The sequence below is a fragment of the Pseudomonas sp. BF-RE-25 genome, from assembly GCF_019956105.1.
Classification (GTDB): domain Bacteria; phylum Pseudomonadota; class Gammaproteobacteria; order Pseudomonadales; family Pseudomonadaceae; genus Aquipseudomonas; species Aquipseudomonas migulae.
Genome location: NZ_JAHBDB010000037.1, coordinates 17,920 through 35,191 on the forward strand (window position 1 = coordinate 17,920; position 17,272 = coordinate 35,191).

A 17,272-nucleotide genomic window follows, 5' to 3' on the forward strand; every position below is an offset into this window, starting at 1 on the left:
GTTGCGCCGACAACACAGGCACAAAACCCTCATTCCGTAAAATGACTGCTGATGCTATCAGAGACGCAGGCGCCCGCCACGACTGCGTGCCGTGCCCAGACCATGAGGCAACAGGCTGGAGCGGGTATGAGCATGGCAAATGGCAATGGCCAGGGCGTCCGAGGCATCGATTTGCGGTTTGCTGGTGAGTTTCAACATGTGCATCACCATCATTTGCACCTGCTCTTTATTCGCCGCGCCGGTCCCGGTTACTGCCTGTTTGACCTGGGTGGCCGTGTATTCGGCGATTTCCAGATTTTCTTCGGCACCGGCAACGATTGCCGCGCCTCGGGCCTGACCGAGTTTCAGCGCGGAATCGGCGTTGCGCGCCATGAACACTTTTTCGATGCCCATGGTCACTGGTCCATAGGTCTGGATGACTTCACGCACGCCGCGATAGACGATTTGCAGACGCTCGTGCAACTCGCCGGAACCGGTACGAATACAGCCCGACGCCACATACACGCAGCCACGCCCGGTATCGCGTACCACGCCATAACCGGTGATGCGCGAACCAGGGTCGATACCAAGAATTAAAGTCATAACGCCTGCGGGTTGTAATGAATGTGCGTGGCGAACCCACAACACTGTAGGAGCGAGCCTGCTCGCGATGGACGTTAACGATAACGCGCCACACCTGAATTAGCGCGGCGCTCTCAGGTTTTTCGCGAGCAGGCTCGCTCCTACAGGGGACACCTTCAGCCGAGCTGTGCGGCCACCGACTCGGGGATATCCGCGTTGGAATAGACGTTCTGCACGTCATCCAGGTCTTCGAGCATGTCGATCAGCTTGAGGACTTTCTCGGCGCCTTCCAGGTCCAGTTCGGCACTGGTGGTCGGCAGCATGACGATTTCCGCGTCATCACCTTTGAAACCGGCGGCTTCCAGCGCATTACGCACGGAGTAGAAACCGGCGAACGAGGTGAACACGTCAATGGAGCCGTCTTCGTTCGTGACCACGTCATCGGCATCGGCTTCCATCGCCGCTTCCATCAAGGCGTCTTCATCCACGCCCGGCGCGAAGGAAATCTGCCCTTTGCGCTCGAACAGATAAGCCACCGAACCGTCAGTCCCCAGGTTACCGCCGCACTTGCTGAACGCATGGCGAACAGCCGCTGCGGTGCGGTTGCGGTTGTCGGTCATGCACTCGACCATCACCGCCACGCCACCCGGGCCGTAGCCTTCGTAGGTCAGCTCGACCATGTCATCAGTGTCGGCTGCACCGGCACCGCGAGCCACCGCGCGATCGATGATGTCGCGGCTCATGTTCGCGCCCAGCGCCTTGTCCAGGGCCAGTCGCAGACGCGGGTTGGAGCCCGGATCACCGCCGCCCTGACGGGCAGCAACGGTCAGTTCACGAATCCACTTGGTGAAAATCTTGCCCTTCTTGGCATCCTGACGTTCTTTGCGGTGCTTGATGTTCGCCCACTTGGAATGACCCGCCATAACTCGCTCCGAATTCTCTTTGAAACATTGCCCGCCACACACGGAGTGCCGGCCAGCAAACAAAAAATCTCGACCTGAAGAAAAGGCGCATCCCATGAGGATGCGCCTTCAGGGTTAGCCTTACTCAGCCTTTGGCGTTTCGCGCAGACGAATGTGCAGTTCGCGCAATGCCTTGGCATCGACCACACCCGGTGCTTGCGTCATCACGTCGGCAGCACTCTGGGTTTTCGGGAAGGCAATCACTTCACGGATCGACTGGGCGCCGGTCATCAGCATCACCAGACGGTCCAGACCGAAGGCCAGACCACCGTGCGGCGGCGCGCCGTATTTCAGGGCGTCGAGCAGGAAGCCGAATTTCTCTTCCTGTTCCGCTTCATTGATACCCAGCAGGCGGAATACCGTCTGTTGCATTTCCTTGCGGTGGATACGGATCGAACCGCCACCCAGCTCGGTACCGTTCAGAACCATGTCGTAGGCACGGGACAGGGCGGTCGCCGGGTTGGCTTCCAGCTCTTCCGGGGTGCATTTCGGCGCGGTGAACGGGTGGTGCAAGGCAGTGAAGCTGCCGTCGTCGTTTTCTTCGAACATCGGGAAGTCGACGACCCACATTGGCGCCCACTTGCAGGTCAGCAGGTCCAGGTCGTTACCCACCTTGATCCGCAGTGCACCCAGGGCTTCGCTGACGATCTTGGCTTTGTCGGCACCGAAGAACACGATGTCGCCATCCACTGCGCCAACGCGATCGAGGATCACGTTGAGGTTGGCTTCAGGGATGTTCTTGACGATTGGCGACTGCAGGCCTTCAACGCCTTTGGCGCGCTCGTTGACCTTGATGTACGCCAGGCCCTTGGCACCGTAGATGCCGACGAACTTGGTGTAGTCGTCGATCTGCTTGCGCGGCATGCTCGCCGCGCCAGGAACGCGCAGGGCAGCGATACGGCATTTCGGATCGTTGGCCGGGCCACTGAAGACCTTGAAGTCGACTTCTTTCAGTTGATCAGCAACGTCCACCAGCTCCAGCGGGTTACGCAGGTCCGGCTTGTCGGAACCGTAACGACGCATGGCCTCTTCGAAGGTCATGTGCGGGAATTCACCGAATTCCAGATCCAGCACTTCCTTGAACAGGTTGCGGATCATGCCTTCGGTGAGGCCCATGATGTCTTTTTCATCGAGGAAGCTGGTTTCGATGTCGATCTGGGTGAATTCAGGCTGACGGTCGGCACGCAGGTCTTCGTCGCGGAAGCACTTGGCGATCTGGTAGTAACGGTCGAAGCCGGCCACCATCAGCAGCTGCTTGAACAGCTGTGGCGATTGCGGCAAGGCGAAGAACGAGCCAGCGTGAGTACGGCTCGGCACCAGGTAGTCACGTGCGCCTTCAGGGGTGGCACGGGTCAGGATCGGCGTCTCGACGTCGAGGAAACCGTTTTCGTCGAGGTAACGACGGATGCTGGTGGTCATGCGCGAACGCAGACGCAGCTTCTCGGCCATTTCCGGGCGACGCAGGTCAAGGAAGCGATAGCGCAGACGGGTTTCTTCGCCCACTTCGGAATATTCGTTGAGCGGGAACGGCGGGGTTTCCGATTCGTTCAGTACTTCCAGCTCGTAGCCCAGCACTTCGATCATGCCCGACGCCATGTTGGCGTTGCCGGCACCGGCCGGACGCAGGCGGACCTTGCCGGTCACTTTAACCACGTATTCGCTGCGCACGCGGTCGGCGGCGGCGAAGGTTTCAGCGCGGTCCGGGTCGAACACCACCTGGGCCAGACCGTCACGATCACGGATATCGAGGAAAATCACCCCACCGTGGTCACGGCGACGGTGAACCCATCCGCAAAGGGTAATTTCCTGGCCTTCCAGGCTTTCGTTCAGTTGGCCGCAATAATGGCTGCGCATCATGGTAGTGGTTTCACTTCTCGTAATTCGAAATTCGGTTAGAGGCCTTGCACACGGGATGGTGCAGGAGCTCGCACGTGTCGTTCAACTCAGGTTCCAGACCCTAGTCGGCTTTATCGCCGCCGGCCAGGTTCTTCTTGGAACCGGTCTTGAAATCGGTTTCGTACCAGCCGGTGCCGCTAAGGCGGAAGCCCGGCATGGACAGCATCTTCTTGAGCTCTGGCGCCTGGCAGGCAGGGCAGTCGACCAGCGGTGCTGCGCTGATCTTTTGAATGGCTTCCAACTGATGACCACAGGAAGCACATTGATAGTCGTACATCGGCATGGGGGTTGTCTCGGCGATCAGATTGCTACCGCGCACGCTGGGTTTTGCGGCAAAGAGCGGGATTATATCCATTAAATGCAGCCTGTGCAGCCGTAAGACTGCACAGACTGACACACGATGCATTCCGCCATCACGGCTAGGCCATGACGACGCAACTCCCTTCCTTCAGGCTGTGCACAACGCAGACAACCCGCACCAGCCCGCTGAAATTCTTCACCCCGCCGTGGCGCAAATGCACTTCTCGATCCACGTGAGACAACAACGCACTGACCGAACAGCAATTGATCCTGGCCATTTCCCCCAAAATATCCCAATACACCTGCTCAAGCCGCAAGCAGGTGGCAAAGCCATTCAAGCGTACGGATCGGGATAATGGCTGGGCCAGGCCCATATCGAACTCACTGACAAACGGATCGATCCTTACATCCTTGAATGAACCGTTCCTCCCCTCGCTTCGCCTGTCTTCATAAACCATACCGTTGACACTCCTTTGCCATCCCTGGCTCTTATAAGAGTCATGCTGTGATTCTTATAAAAGCGCAGGCGCAAAGTTATATCCAGATGACTTTTTGACCATCCACGTAGGATAAGCCAACAACTGAAGGCGGATCATGGAGACCGTCCTAGTCCGGACAAATTCCTACACCTACTGGCGCAAGATCACTCAACGAAGAGAGGCCGAAACGACAGCGCGCGGACAACGCCTGCAAGGCTCCATCCGCGCACTGAACGCGTTACTCATCCAGCAAGGCGCGCAACATCCATGCGGTTTTCTCGTGAACCTGCATACGCTGGGTCAGCAAATCCGCCGTGGGCTCGTCGCTGACTTTGTCGAGCAGGGGAAAGATCCCCCGCGCCGTACGCGTGACGGCCTCCTGCCCTTCGACCAGTTGCTTGATCATGCCTTCAGCGCTGGGCACGCCCGGCTCCTCCTTGATAGAAGAAAGGCGCGCATAAATGGAATAGGCACCCGGAGCAGGAAAGCCCAGCGCGCGAATGCGCTCGGCAATCGAATCGACCGCCAGGGCCAACTCGTTATATTGCTCCTCGAACATCAGGTGCAGGGTCCGAAACATGGGACCGGTGACATTCCAGTGGAAATTATGGGTTTTCAAATAAAGTACATAAGTGTCCGACAGCAGACGCGAAAGTCCGTCGACGATGGACTTGCGATCCTCTTCACTGATACCGATATCGATTGCCATGCTTTTCCCCTAAAGGTGATCAAATTCATCCGACAGGTGCAGGACCACTCTAGCAAGCCAGTCGCCACACCGCAGGCGGGAATGCCCCCGCTCCCTGCGACATATCGCCCCCGATGCACCGCTGGACTCCCTGATTTGAGTAGCCGCAAGCTTTGCTGTTAAATAGGCAGTGTGTCGCAAAGCCCTATTTTTCCGGGCGTTGCGCATAGGCTGATAACGAGTACGTGCTCAACGCCTCTTATTGTTCTGAAGCGAACCGTGCTCCATCAGCTCTTCCTTGTGATCCGTCTTAACGTGAGTTAATCAAAATGTTGAAAATCGTCCACCTGCTAATGGGCGCAGCGGCCCTGCTGCTGTCCTTCATCCCTAGCCTGCGATCCGAAGCTGTTCCTTACCTGCAACAACCCGATGCGCTTTACCTGGCCTTTTTCGGCCTGCTCAACCTTACCCTCGCACCTGTAATCCCTTACTGGAACAAAGGCCCGCGTCATCAACTGCAAAACCTGGTCAGCGCCCTGCTGGTTCTGACTGTCGTATTGCAAACCCTGACGCTGCTCGCGCCGATGCCTGTCATCGCCGGTCAACCTGCCGTACTGTTCAGCCTGGTGGCGGCCCTGATCGCCGTGCTTCTTCATCTGGCCATCAGCTTCTACAAATCTTCACCGGCCACCGCTTCGCCAAGCTATGACATGACCAACCGCGATACCGGCACCGTGAAGTGGTTCAACACTTCCAAAGGCTTCGGGTTTATTTCCCGTGATTCCGGCGATGATATTTTCGTGCATTTCCGGGCCATTCGTGGCGAAGGTCATCGCGTCCTGGTCGAAGGCCAGCGCGTGGAGTTCTCCGTCATGAATCGTGACAAGGGCCTGCAAGCCGAAGACGTGATCGCCGCTCTTCCGCGACGCTGATTCAAGGCTAAAAAAAACCGCGAACAGCCAGGCTGTTCGCGGTTTTTTTAGCCTGCATGTTCAGTAATGCGGCGGTGGCGCTTCTTCTTCGAACGTTTCGAACTGGCCGGCCATTTCCTCCTGGCGCTTGAGCAAGGCCGCCATTTGCAGTTGCAGACGTTCAACGGCACGCTGCTGCGTCGCCAGCACATCGCTCAATGCCTGGATGGTGTCATCCTGAAAGGCCAGCTGGCTCTCCAGATCGGTAACGCGTTCTTCCAGGCTCATGATTCAACCCTCCAGAAACGTAAAATCATCGGTCAACACCAGACGCAGCCGCTCGCGAATCACCGCGATCTGCTCTGCACTGTAAGGCTTCGCCGGGTGCTTGCCCCAGACCGGGGCTGGCCAGGCGGCATCCTCACGCTTGCGCACAATCACATGCATGTGCAACTGACTGACGACGTTACCCAGGGCCGCGACATTCAATTTGTCCGCGTCGAACGAGTCCTTGAGCATTTCTGCCAGCGCAGTCGTTTCCTTCCAGAGCTGCACCTGATCAGCGACATCCAACTGAAATATCTCGCTGATATCGTCGCGACGAGGTACCAGGATGAACCACGGGTAGTTCGAATCATTGGACAACAGCAACCGGCTGAGCGGGAAATCCCCGATCGGTAACGTGTCTTGTTGAAGTCGTGGATCTAAAGCGAACACTGCGCGCACTCCCGTCTAGTCATCATTTTCAGCTTAGCGCCCCTCCACGCAGGACGACGCACCAAGCGACAGGACGGCAGCATACCTGTGAACACCACCGCCTTCACGACGAACCACGGTCGAAGGCCCATCGAAATTCGAGCGACCTGCACAATGCGCGCTCCGACATGAGACATTTTTCGCAAGGGCGCACCATTACAGAACCGATGATCATGCAAAAAACACTGAAATGACTGATAGACAACGACCTGTTCGCACCCACCCATCAGTCATGCTGTATGAATTCAGTACAGCGATTAAAATTTTTTGCACCAAAACCGCACAGTGCGTCTACGCTGAGTGCGTCGGGTATCCGCCAATTACCCACTGGCGGGGTGAACCGGTAACGTTTTTGTTTGTCACGCAGTCGGCCAGGAGGGCGCAACACGATGCAAACCGTGGCGTCAAGCCCCATTAAAAGGTGCTTGTAACCCCCGGTTTTATGAGGTTTTTACGGTAACAGGCTGGCGTTCAGAAAAAAAAACAGCAGTTTTCTGATTTGTGCACGCTTGTTGCATTCACACTCACATCGCCTGCAATGCAACCACTGGAAGTGGAAGCTTTCAGGCAAATAAAAACAGTGGCAGGGTTGCCCGATGGAGATTCAAACGTTTCACCAGGGACTCTTTTTACCGATGCTCACGCCTTGGAAAACAGCGATGACGTTGTCATTCCGGTTGCATTGGGGCTGTAAATTTGCGACATCTACCAAGCTGTTTGCGACGGGGTCGTAAAGAAGCTGAAAGGATAGATACGCAAGTATCGCCAACATGGTCGGCGTGATATAAGTTTGCGCCGACACAAAAAGAAAGAGCCGCCCAGATAATAAAACAGGTGGGACGGCAGTACTCTTCTAAAACCAAAGGAGCAAATCACGATGCGCGTGATGAAGTGGAGCATGATCGCACTGGCAGTTGCAGCAGCAGCCAGTACTCAAGTGGCTACGGCCGCACCTTTCGTAAGTGACCAGGCTGAAGCCAAAGGTTTTGTTGAAGACAGCTCGTTGAACTTGCTGGTTCGCAACTACTACTTCAACCGTGACAACAAAGACGGCGGCCACGACGTCAAAGACTGGACCCAAGGTATCTGGGGCACCTTCAACTCCGGTTACACCCAGGGTACTGTTGGTGTTGGCGTTGATGCATTCGGTTACCTGGCCATCAAACTGGATGGCGGCGATGGCACTTCCGGTTCGGGTAACATGAGCCGTAGCGACACCGTCAAGGCCAACGGTTATGCCCGTGAAGTCAACGACAGCCAGGGTAAAGCCGGCGCGGCCATTAAATTCCGCGTCTCCAAAACCGAGCTGAAACTCGGCGACATGTCGCCAAGCACTGCTCCAGTGTTTGCTGTTGGTGGTTCCCGTATCCTTCCTCAAGTTGCCAGCGGTATCCAACTGCAGAGCAGCGAAGTCAAAGACCTTGACCTCGAAGGCGGTCACTTCTACTCGGGTTCCAGCCAGGACAAAAACTCCCGTGACGGCGACCTGTGGGCAAACTATGCTGGCGTGAAAGCTGACAGCATGGACTACTTCGGTGGCAAGTACGGCATCAACGACAACCTGAGCGTGTCGCTGTACGGTGCCCAGCTGGAAGACATCTGGAACCAGTACTACGCCAACGTGAACCTCACCACTCCATTTGGTGGTGACACGTCGCTGAACACTGACTTCAACATCTATCGCACCACCGATACCGGTGATTCGAAAGTCGGTGACATCAGCAACACCGCATTCTCGCTGGCAACTGCTCTCTCGTTCCTGAAAGCACACACCATCACCCTGGCCTTCCAAAAGGTTAATGGCGATACCCCGTTCGACTACGTCGGTATCGGCAAGAACAACCGCGGTGGCGACTCGATCTTCCTCGCCAACTCCATCCAGTACTCCGACTTCAACGCTCCTAACGAGAAGTCTGCTCAGATTCGCTACGATCTGAAAATGGCTGAGTACGGCGTTCCAGGTCTGAGCTTCATGACCCGTTACGTTAAGGGTTGGGACATCGATGGCACCGGTCTGGCTGCCAACAGCAAATACCGTAACAACGACGGCGACCCACTGTACGGGGCCGACGGCAAACACAACGAAACCAACTTCGAAGCCAAGTACGTTGTTCAGTCTGGCCCGGCTAAAGATCTGTCCGTTCGCTTCCGTCAAGCTTGGCACTTTGCTAACGCCGACGAAGGTGAAGGCGACGTGAAAGAGTTCCGTGTGATCGTCGACTACCCGCTGTCGATTTTGTAATCGCATCCAGTTAGTTTGCGGTAACAAATAAAAAAGGCCCATCTTCGGATGGGCCTTTTTGTTGCCTGCGTGTTGCTTACTGCACCGCAGATTCCTGCACCACACGAATCACCCGCTGTGGAAACGGGATATCGATGCCGGCCGTTTTCAACCGGTCACGGGACTGTTCGTTAAACATGAACATCACATCCCAATAATCCGCCGTCTTCACCCACACTCGCAGGGAAACAGTGATCGAACTGTCGCCCAGGGTAGAAATGACGGCTTGCGGAGCCGGCTCAGCCAGGATGCGTTCATCCTTGGCCAGATCCAGCAATACTTCACGGGCCTTCTGCAAGTCCGCTTCGTAATCCACACCCACATCAAACACAACCTTGCGGGTAGGTTGACGGTTAGTGTTGGTGATAATGCCGTTCGACAAGTTGCCGTTCGGGACGATGATGGTCTTGTTATCGCCAGTGCGCAGTACGGTGTGGAAAATCTGAATGCTGTCGACCGTACCGGCAACACCTTGAGCTTCGATCCAGTCACCGATACGGAACGGACGGAACAACAGAATCAGCACGCCACCGGCGAAGTTCGCCAGGCTGCCCTGCAACGCCAGACCGATGGCCAGACCGGCCGCACCGATTGCAGCAACGAAGGAGGTGGTTTCGACACCGATCATCGACGCCACGCTGACGATCAGCAAGATCTTCAGAATAATGTTCGCCAGGCTGCTGATGAAGCCTTGCAGCGCCAGGTCAGCGTTACGCAACGCGATCAGGCCGCCCAGCTTCTGCGTCACTTTGTTGATCAACCACCAGCCGATGGCCAGGGTGATGATCGCCAGCAGCACCCGGCTGCCGTATTCCATGATCATCGGAATCCAGGCTTGGGACGCCTTGACCAGGTTGTCCACTTCCGCATTCAAATCCATCTACATTCTCCTGATTTCCGGCCACACGGCACGCGAAAAAATAAGCGGCAGAAAGGCTGCTCCCGTTCGGGGGCAGCCTTTCTGCCGCTGCTTGGGCCTCGGACGCCGAAAACGCCGAGAGGTTCCCGCCTGAAAAAATCAGTCGCGGAAGTTGTTGAACTGCAACGGCATGTCGAATGTCTTGGCGCGCAGGGCTGCGATGGCTTCCTGCAAATCGTCACGTTTCTTGCCGGTAATGCGCACCTGCTCGCCCTGAATGGCGGCCTGCACCTTGAGCTTGGCGTCCTTGACGTGAGCGACGATTTTCTTCGCCAGCTCTTTGTCGATGCCTTCCTTGAGAACGGCTTCCTGCTTCATCAGCTTGCCCGACGCATAGGCATCCTTGACTTCAAGGCACTGCACGTCGATCTTGCGCTTGACCAGCGCCAGCTTGAGGATCTCAATCATTGCTTCGAGCTGGAAATCGGCTTCAGCGGTCAGGTTGACGGTCAGGTCCTTTTCCTTGAACTCGAAGGTGCCCTTGCCTTTCAGGTCATAACGACGATCGAGTTCCTTGACGGCGTTCTCGACCGCGTTGGTGACTTCGTGTTTGTCCAGTTCGGATACCACGTCGAACGACGGCATGTAATCTCTCCAATAAAGGGCGCGCTCGATCAAGATGGAGCACGCCTGGCTTGCGGTTAAAATCCGCGCTGATTATAACGGGTCTTTCCCATCATTCACTGCGAGCGTCCGATGCGCGCCTTAAACAGAGCAAAAAGCTGATGTCCACCACCTGGCATGTTCTGGGCGCCGGCAGCCTCGGCACTTTATGGGCCACGCGTCTGGCGCGGGCCGGAGTGCCGGTCCGGCTGATCGTAAGGGATGCGCCGCGCTTGCAGGCTTATCAGGCTGCGGGCGGCTTGACGCTGGTGGAGCACGGCGAAGCAACAACGTATGCCATCCCCGGCGAAACTACCGACAGCGATGAACCGATCAACCGCCTGCTGGTGGCCTGCAAAGCCTACGATGCCGAGCAAGCCGTGGCCCGACTGGCGCCGCGCCTCGCGTCCGGCGCCGAATTGATCCTGTTGCAGAACGGCCTTGGCAGTCAGGACGCCGTTGCGGCCCAGGTGCCTCAGGCGCGCTGCATTTTTGCTTCGAGCACCGAAGGCGCGTATCGCGACGGTGACTGGCGCGTGGTATTCGCCGGTCACGGTTACACCTGGCTGGGGGATGCCGGTCATCCCGTGGCGCCGATCTGGCTGGATGACGTGAGTGCCGCCGGGATTCCCCACGAGTGGAGCACCGACATTCTGACCCGGCTCTGGCGGAAATTGGCGCTCAACTGCGCGATCAATCCACTGACGGTGTTACACGATTGCCGCAATGGCGGATTGCAGAACCATCACTGTGAAGTCGCCACCCTCTGCGGTGAACTGACCGAGCTGCTTGAACGCTGTGGCCAGCCGGCCGCCGCCGAAAACCTCCAGCCGGAAGTGGAACGGGTAATTCACGCCACTGCAGCCAATTTCTCGTCGATGTATCAGGACGTTGCGAATCAACGCCGTACCGAAATCAGCTATTTGTTGGGCTACGTCTGCAAAGTGGCTTCGCGACACCAACTGAACCTGCCGCACCTCAATCAGCTTGAATCACGCTTGATCGCCCATCTGCACAGCCTTGGATTGCCCAGCGACTGAGCAGCGGCTACGCTGGCCACTTGTTCCTTTTCAGCGATAAACCTGATGCCATTGCGCCAGCGCCTTGAAAACCTTCCCGTCGGCCAGAAACTGCTGGCCGCCCTGCTGGTGCTGTTGACCACCGTTTTGCTGGTCGCCAACCTGACCTTTATCAGCGCCGCGTACTACATTTCCCAGGAAAGCATGGCGCCCCAGGCCTTGCAGACCATCGGCCGACTGGTGTCCAACCCGAGCCTGGTGGCTGAAGCGCTGCAGTCACCACAAAATGCCGAGCGGCTGCTCAATGAGCTCAACAGTTATTCACCGCTACGCGCGGCAGCCCTGTATGACGGCAAGGGCGAAAGACTGGCGCAGTTTCAACGTGGCGATCATTTGGGCCTACCTGAGCGTTACCGCCACATCGAATCCTGGCAAGCCACCGAATTTCGCAGCAACCAAGTGATCACCCTGCCCCGCCCCGGCACCGCGCCCGGCCATCTGCTGCTGGTCGCCAGCAGCGAACTGCCGATGGCCTTCTACACCGGGACCCTGACTGCCAGCCTCGGTATTCTGATCTTCAGCGTACTGTTATGGCTGGTGATCGCCCGGCAGATCAAACGCCTGATTACCCGGCCGATCCATCAACTCGAAGAACTGTCCCGACAAGTGACCCGGGAGGAGAACTACGCCCTGCGCGCCTCACGTGGCAACCATGACGAAATCGGCAGCCTGGCCGAGGCGTTCAACACCATGCTCTCGCGTATCGAGGCACGGGAGCAGCAACTCAAACGGGCACGGGACGAATCCCAGGCCGCTTACGATCAGGCCCAGGGCCTGGCCGAAGAAACCCGCCACACCAACCGCAAACTGGAACTCGAAGTCCAGGTGCGCAGCAAGATCGAGAAGAAACTCACCGGGTTCCAGAATTACCTCAACAGCATCATCGACTCCATGCCGTCGGCGCTGATCGCCCTCGACGAGCAGCTCTACGTAACACAGTGGAATCAGGAGGCCAGCGCCCTCTCCGGCACGCGCCTGGACGAAGCGCTGAATCAGCCTATCTTTCTCGCGTTCGAACCGCTCAAACCGTTTTTGCCGCAGCTCAAGCAAACCGTCGAGCAGCACACGGTGGCGAAGATTGAGCGCGTGACCTGGCTCAAGGACGATGAACCCAAGCATTACGCCCTGACCTTTTACCCGCTGATGGGCGGTGCCGGTCGTGGTGTGGTGATCCGCATCGACGACATCACCCAGCGCCTGTCGCTGGAGGAAATGATGGTGCAGTCGGAAAAAATGCTCTCGGTTGGCGGCCTCGCCGCCGGCATGGCCCACGAAATCAACAACCCGCTTGGCGCAATCCTGCACAACGTGCAGAACATTCGTCGACGCCTGTCACCGGACTTGCCAAAAAACCTCGAACAGGCCGAACAAGTCGGCGTTGAGCTGGATACGGTCAACGAGTACCTGAAAGTACGTGAGGTGCCGCAGTTGCTCGACGGCATTCAACAGGCGGGCGCCCGGGCGGCGAAAATCGTCACCCACATGCTTAGCTTCAGCCGCCGCAGCACCCGGCAAATGGCGCCGTGCGATTTGCCGGCGCTGATCGATCAAGCCGTGGAGATCGCCGGCAACGACTTTGACCTGGCGATTGGCTTTGACTTCAAGGGTCAGGCGATCATTCGTCAGTTCGACCCCGCTCTAGGCCCCGTGCCCGGCACAGCCAACGAACTTGAGCAGGTGCTGCTCAACCTGCTGAAAAACGCCGCGCAAGCCATTCACCAGCGCGAGGACGGCTGCGAGCCGGGACGGATCATCCTGCGGACCCGACTCAATCCGCCGTGGGCGGAAATCCAGGTCGAGGACAATGGCATCGGCATGAGCGAGAGCGTGCGCAAACGCACCTTCGAACCCTTCTTCACCACCAAGGAAATCGGTCAGGGCACCGGGCTTGGCTTGTCGGTTTCGTATTTCATCATCACCAACAACCACAAGGGTCAGATGGAAGTGCAATCGACCCTGGGCCAGGGCACGTGTTTCACCTTGCGCCTGCCATTGACGAGCACCCCGCTCGTTTCTCAAGAACTCAATCAGCTTTCGAGGTAACCATGGGCTTTCGCTTGTCGAAGATCTACACCCGCACCGGCGACAAAGGCGAAACCGGGCTGGGCGACGGCCGCCGCGTGCCCAAGGACCACCCGCGGATCGAGGCCATTGGCGAAGTCGATTCATTGAACAGCCAGGTCGGCGTGCTGTTGGCCGGGCTCGAAGCGGAACGTGGAAAGTTTCCCGGATTAAACGAAGTGATCGAGGTTTTGGCGCCTTGCCAGCATCGGTTGTTTGATCTCGGTGGCGAACTGGCCATGCCGGAACATCAGGCGTTGAATGCGGCAGAAATCGAACGCCTGGAAGCGGCGATCGATGTGTGGAATGAAGAGCTGGGGCCGCTGGAGAATTTCATTCTGCCGGGCGGTTCGGCGCTGATTGCCCAGGCACATGTGTGCCGAAGCCTGGCGCGCAGTGCCGAGCGCCGGTGTCAGCATTTGAATGCGCTTGAACCGTTGGCCGGGGTTGGCCTGGCGTACATCAATCGGTTGTCGGATCTGTTGTTTGTGGTGGCGCGGGTGATTGCCAGGCGCCAGGGGATTGCGGAGATTTTGTGGCAGCCTGCTGCGAAACCCGGGGTTTAATCGGCGCCCTTAAGGACGCCTTCGCGGGCAAGCCTCGCTCCTACTGGAGAATGCATATCCCTGTAGGAGCGAGGCTTGCCCGCGAATAGGCCAGTGGCTACACCAAAGAATCCGGCCAGAACGCCCGAATCCCCGCCACACCTTGGGCGCCTGCCGCCCAAGCCTGATCAACTTGCGCCAGCCCAACACCGCCGAGCAAGAACACCGGCTTGCTGAAACCTTCGATCAACGTTGCAGCCTGCTCCCAACCCAGCGGCTGAGCCCCCGGATGCGTCAGGGTCGGCTGCACCGGCGACAGGGTCACAAAGTCCACGCCCATCTGCTCGGCCAGCGCCAGTTCCTCGGCGTTATGGCAGGACGCCGCCAACCAGCGCGTCGCCGGTAGCGGACGACCGGCCGCTGCGTATTTGCGCAGCTGTGCCGAGGTGATGTGCCAACCGGCCGACGGGAAGTCGCCCAACCATTCGAACGGCCCCTTGATCATCAACTGCGCCTTGCCGGCACACAGCCCGGCCGCGTCCACCGCCAGATCGCGGTATTTCGGGTCGTAGCCGTTGGGCGCCCGCAGCTGGATCAACTTGATGCCGTTGGCGATGGCTTTCTGAATACCGCGCAGCAGCGCAGAGGTTTCCAGATCTTCAGGCGTAATCAGGTAAGCCGAAGGCAATCGCGCCGCCGCAACGATTGGCTGGTTGGCGGCCGGAAACTCATAGCCCGGCAGATCACGCGGCGCCACCCATTCCAAAGGCTGGCCTTCGGCACCGTGAGGTTCACCGGAAAAGTCCGAGACCTCCCAGACATCCAGCAACACTTGTTTGTCCGGATAGTCATGACGGACCTTGATCAGCGGTCGCGCAGCATTGACCACAATCCCCAGCTCTTCATGAAGCTCACGGGCCAGCGCAGTTTCCACGGACTCGTCGGCCTCGACCTTGCCACCCGGGAATTCCCAAAGACCGCCCTGATGCTGAGTGTCGGCGCGCCGGGCGATAAGGATCTTGCCGCTGCTCTCGCGGATAACCGCGGCGGCTACGTGTACTCGTTTCACTGCCCGACCTCCTCCAGACCCGCCTTTTGCCAGGCCTTGAAGGCTGGCCATTGGTAGATCGTTTCGACGTAGGCCTCGTCCGCCACCGGCAATTTCACCTGGTAGGTGCGAAGGCGCACGGCAATGGGTGCGAAGAAGGCATCGGCCAGGGTCGCACGGCCAAACAGGTATGGACCGGTTTCGGTCGCGGCTGCGCGGCACTCGGCCCACAACGCCAACATGCGTTCGATGTCCGCCTGGACGTCAGCCGGGACCGGCGACAAAGGTGCGTCGCGGCTCAGGTCAAATGGCATGTTGCCGCGCATGGCGAAGAAGCCGGCGTGCATCTGTGCACAGGCCGAACGTGCCTGGGCGCGGGCCGCGACGTCTTTGGGCCAGAGGCCGGCGCCAGGGAATTGTTCGGCCAGGTACTCGGCAATCGCCAGGGAATCGGCGATGGTGCCGTGCTCGGTTTTCAGCAACGGGACTTTGGCGGTCGGTGAATGTTTGAGCAACTGCTCGCGAGTGTCCGGCTGGTTCAGTTTGATCAATTCTTCGGTGTACGGGGCGCCGGCCAGGTCAAGGGCCAGGGCGCCGCGCAGGGACCAGGAGGAATGCAATTTGTCGCCGATGATCAGGTGCAAGGACATGCTAGGTGCCTTCTTGTCAGAGGGGACGAGCCAGAATCTCTGGAGTCCGGTCGGCCGTCATCGCGGGCAAGCCCGCTCCCACAGGGATCTTCGTCAGCCGCCAATCTTGCGACCGACCGGGTCAACTGTAGGAGCTGGCTTGCCAGCGATAGCGGTAGCGGCCTCAACACATCAATCGCAGATGAGGACGCCTTCGCCGGCAAGCCGGCTCCTACAGAGTAATCAGGTACGGTATTCGGCGTTGATCTTCACGTATTCGTGGGACAGGTCCGTGGTCCAGATGGTTTCGCTGCAGTCACCGCGTCCCAGTTCGATACGGATGGTGATTTCTTCCTGCTGCATCACCGCTGCGCCCTGGGCTTCGGTGTAGGTCGATGCGCGGGCGCCACGGCTGGCGATGCAGACTTCGCCGAGGAACACGTCGATCTTGCTCACGTCCAGGTTCGGTACGCCGGCACGGCCAACGGCAGCCAGGATGCGGCCCCAGTTAGGGTCGGATGCGAACAGCGCGGTCTTGATCAGCGGCGAGTGCGCCACGGTGTAGCCGACGTCCAGGCATTCCTGGTGATTGCCGCCGCCGTTGACTTCAACGGTGACGAACTTGGTCGCGCCTTCGCCGTCACGCACGATGGCCTGGGCCACGTCCATGCACACTTCGAACACAGCCTGTTTCAGCTTGGCGAACAGTTCACCACTGGCGGAGGTGATTTCCGGCAGTGCCGCCTGACCGGTGGCGATCAGCATGCAGCAGTCGTTGGTCGAGGTGTCGCCGTCGATGGTGATGCGGTTGAACGACTTGTTGGCGCCGTCCAGCAACAGGTTTTGCAGCACGTCGCGGGAGACTTTGGCGTCGGTGGCGATGTAGCCGAGCATGGTTGCCATGTTCGGACGGATCATGCCCGCGCCTTTGCTGATGCCGGTAACGGTGATGGTCACGCCGTCATGCTGGAACTGGCGGCTGGCGCCCTTCGGCAGGGTATCGGTGGTCATGATGCCGGTGGCGGCAGCTTCCCAGTTGTTCACCGACAGGTCGTCGAGAGCGGCTTGCAGCGCGCCTTCGATTTTCTCGACCGGCAGCGGTTCGCCGATCACACCGGTGGAGTACGGCAGCACCAGGCTGGCATCGACGCCAGTCAGCTCAGCCAGTTTCGCGCAGGTGCGCTCGGCGGCCGCCAGACCCGGTTCGCCGGTGCCGGCGTTGGCGTTGCCGGTGTTGGTCAGCAGGTAACGCACCGGACCTTGCACACGCTGCTTGGCCAGGATCACCGGAGCGGCGCAAAAGGCGTTCAGGGTAAACACGCCTGCCACGGTGGAACCTTCGGCGCAGCGCATGACCACGACATCCTTGCGTCCAGGACGCTTGATGCCGGCCGAGGCGATACCGAGTTCAAAACCGGCAACCGGGTGCAACGTTGGCAAAGGACCAAGACCAACAGCCATGAATGCGCTCCTTAATAAATGATGTCTGCACCGCTTTCAGGAAGAACGGTGGTGTAAATGGCAAAACGCCGCGACGGCTGATGCCGGTCGCGG

Annotated in this window: 18 protein-coding genes; 5 read left to right on the plus strand and 13 right to left on the minus strand. The window is 58.5% G+C overall.

Features of this window, described 5'->3' with window-relative positions; translation table 11 throughout:
- Positions 1–57: 57 nt before the first annotated feature.
- From ruvC to KGB24_RS17975, 6 genes are all read right to left on the minus strand, one after another.
- A complete protein-coding gene (ruvC, locus tag KGB24_RS17950) occupies positions 58–582 on the minus strand; it encodes a crossover junction endodeoxyribonuclease RuvC (RefSeq protein WP_019693260.1) in 525 nt (174 codons plus the stop codon).
- Positions 583–737: 155 nt separating this feature from the next.
- Positions 738–1,484 (minus strand): YebC/PmpR family DNA-binding transcriptional regulator, encoded by a 747-nt coding sequence (locus KGB24_RS17955; RefSeq protein WP_192417091.1) that lies wholly within the window; start codon positions 1,482–1,484, stop codon positions 738–740.
- Between the two features lie 120 nt (positions 1,485–1,604).
- Positions 1,605–3,380 carry an aspartate--tRNA ligase gene (aspS, locus tag KGB24_RS17960; RefSeq protein WP_008029229.1) on the minus strand — a complete coding sequence of 592 codons (1,776 nt, stop codon included), beginning with the start codon at positions 3,378–3,380 and terminating at the stop codon, positions 1,605–1,607.
- A gap of 100 nt (positions 3,381–3,480) precedes the next feature.
- Positions 3,481–3,702, minus strand: a complete 222-nt coding sequence (locus KGB24_RS17965) for an FmdB family zinc ribbon protein (RefSeq protein ID WP_010457489.1) — start codon at positions 3,700–3,702, stop codon at positions 3,481–3,483.
- A gap of 136 nt (positions 3,703–3,838) precedes the next feature.
- Positions 3,839–4,177 (minus strand): ribbon-helix-helix domain-containing protein, encoded by a 339-nt coding sequence (locus KGB24_RS17970; protein WP_008029232.1) that lies wholly within the window; start codon positions 4,175–4,177, stop codon positions 3,839–3,841.
- A 259-nt stretch (positions 4,178–4,436) separates the two neighbouring features.
- Positions 4,437–4,907 carry a Dps family protein gene (locus KGB24_RS17975; protein ID WP_008029233.1) on the minus strand — a complete coding sequence of 157 codons (471 nt, stop codon included), beginning with the start codon at positions 4,905–4,907 and terminating at the stop codon, positions 4,437–4,439.
- Positions 4,908–5,215: 308 nt separating this feature from the next.
- Here KGB24_RS17975 and KGB24_RS29295 point away from each other — a divergent pair, with 308 nt between their 5' ends.
- Positions 5,216–5,818 (plus strand): cold-shock protein, encoded by a 603-nt coding sequence (locus KGB24_RS29295; protein WP_008029235.1) that lies wholly within the window; start codon positions 5,216–5,218, stop codon positions 5,816–5,818.
- A gap of 60 nt (positions 5,819–5,878) precedes the next feature.
- On the opposite strand, the gene KGB24_RS17985 is transcribed toward KGB24_RS29295, so the two are convergent.
- Both KGB24_RS17985 and KGB24_RS17990 read right to left on the minus strand, forming a co-directional pair.
- The gene (locus tag KGB24_RS17985; protein ID WP_008029236.1) at positions 5,879–6,085 is read right to left on the minus strand and encodes a SlyX family protein; all 207 of its coding nucleotides are present in this window, start codon (positions 6,083–6,085) and stop codon (positions 5,879–5,881) included.
- A gap of 3 nt (positions 6,086–6,088) precedes the next feature.
- Positions 6,089–6,514: an HIT domain-containing protein gene (locus KGB24_RS17990; protein ID WP_008029239.1), complete on the minus strand. Its 426-nt coding sequence runs from the start codon at positions 6,512–6,514 to the stop codon at positions 6,089–6,091.
- Between the two features lie 916 nt (positions 6,515–7,430).
- On the opposite strand from KGB24_RS17990, the gene KGB24_RS17995 reads away from it, so the two are divergent.
- The gene (locus KGB24_RS17995) at positions 7,431–8,795 is read left to right on the plus strand and encodes an OprD family porin (protein ID WP_223415656.1); all 1,365 of its coding nucleotides are present in this window, start codon (positions 7,431–7,433) and stop codon (positions 8,793–8,795) included.
- A 76-nt stretch (positions 8,796–8,871) separates the two neighbouring features.
- Here KGB24_RS17995 and KGB24_RS18000 read toward each other — a convergent pair whose 3' ends face one another.
- Positions 8,872–9,714 (minus strand): mechanosensitive ion channel family protein, encoded by an 843-nt coding sequence (locus KGB24_RS18000; RefSeq protein ID WP_008029242.1) that lies wholly within the window; start codon positions 9,712–9,714, stop codon positions 8,872–8,874.
- A 138-nt stretch (positions 9,715–9,852) separates the two neighbouring features.
- Positions 9,853–10,338, minus strand: coding sequence for a YajQ family cyclic di-GMP-binding protein (locus KGB24_RS18005; protein WP_007906601.1), 486 nt, complete (start codon positions 10,336–10,338; stop codon positions 9,853–9,855).
- Between the two features lie 140 nt (positions 10,339–10,478).
- On the opposite strand from KGB24_RS18005, the gene KGB24_RS18010 reads away from it, so the two are divergent.
- The 3 genes from KGB24_RS18010 to KGB24_RS18020 are packed head-to-tail and all read left to right on the plus strand — an operon-like array spanning position 10,479 to position 14,062.
- The gene (locus tag KGB24_RS18010; protein ID WP_223415657.1) at positions 10,479–11,396 is read left to right on the plus strand and encodes a putative 2-dehydropantoate 2-reductase; all 918 of its coding nucleotides are present in this window, start codon (positions 10,479–10,481) and stop codon (positions 11,394–11,396) included.
- Between the two features lie 45 nt (positions 11,397–11,441).
- Entirely contained in the window at positions 11,442–13,478 is a 2,037-nt protein-coding gene (locus tag KGB24_RS18015; RefSeq protein ID WP_223415658.1) for a sensor histidine kinase, read from the plus strand.
- Between the two features lie 2 nt (positions 13,479–13,480).
- A complete protein-coding gene (locus KGB24_RS18020) occupies positions 13,481–14,062 on the plus strand; it encodes a cob(I)yrinic acid a,c-diamide adenosyltransferase (RefSeq protein ID WP_223415659.1) in 582 nt (193 codons plus the stop codon).
- A 97-nt stretch (positions 14,063–14,159) separates the two neighbouring features.
- On the opposite strand, the gene KGB24_RS18025 is transcribed toward KGB24_RS18020, so the two are convergent.
- The 3 genes from KGB24_RS18025 to argJ all read right to left on the minus strand — a co-directional run bounded on the left by KGB24_RS18025 (position 14,160) and on the right by argJ (position 17,179).
- Positions 14,160–15,110, minus strand: a complete 951-nt coding sequence (locus tag KGB24_RS18025; RefSeq protein ID WP_223415660.1) for a Nudix family hydrolase — start codon at positions 15,108–15,110, stop codon at positions 14,160–14,162.
- A complete protein-coding gene (locus KGB24_RS18030; RefSeq protein ID WP_223415661.1) occupies positions 15,107–15,739 on the minus strand; it encodes a glutathione S-transferase family protein in 633 nt (210 codons plus the stop codon). Before KGB24_RS18030 ends, KGB24_RS18025 begins: the two co-directional genes overlap by 4 nt.
- 222 nt (positions 15,740–15,961) lie before the next feature.
- Positions 15,962–17,179, minus strand: a complete 1,218-nt coding sequence (gene argJ / locus KGB24_RS18035) for a bifunctional glutamate N-acetyltransferase/amino-acid acetyltransferase ArgJ (RefSeq protein ID WP_008029257.1) — start codon at positions 17,177–17,179, stop codon at positions 15,962–15,964.
- Between the last annotated feature and the right edge of the window lie 93 nt (positions 17,180–17,272).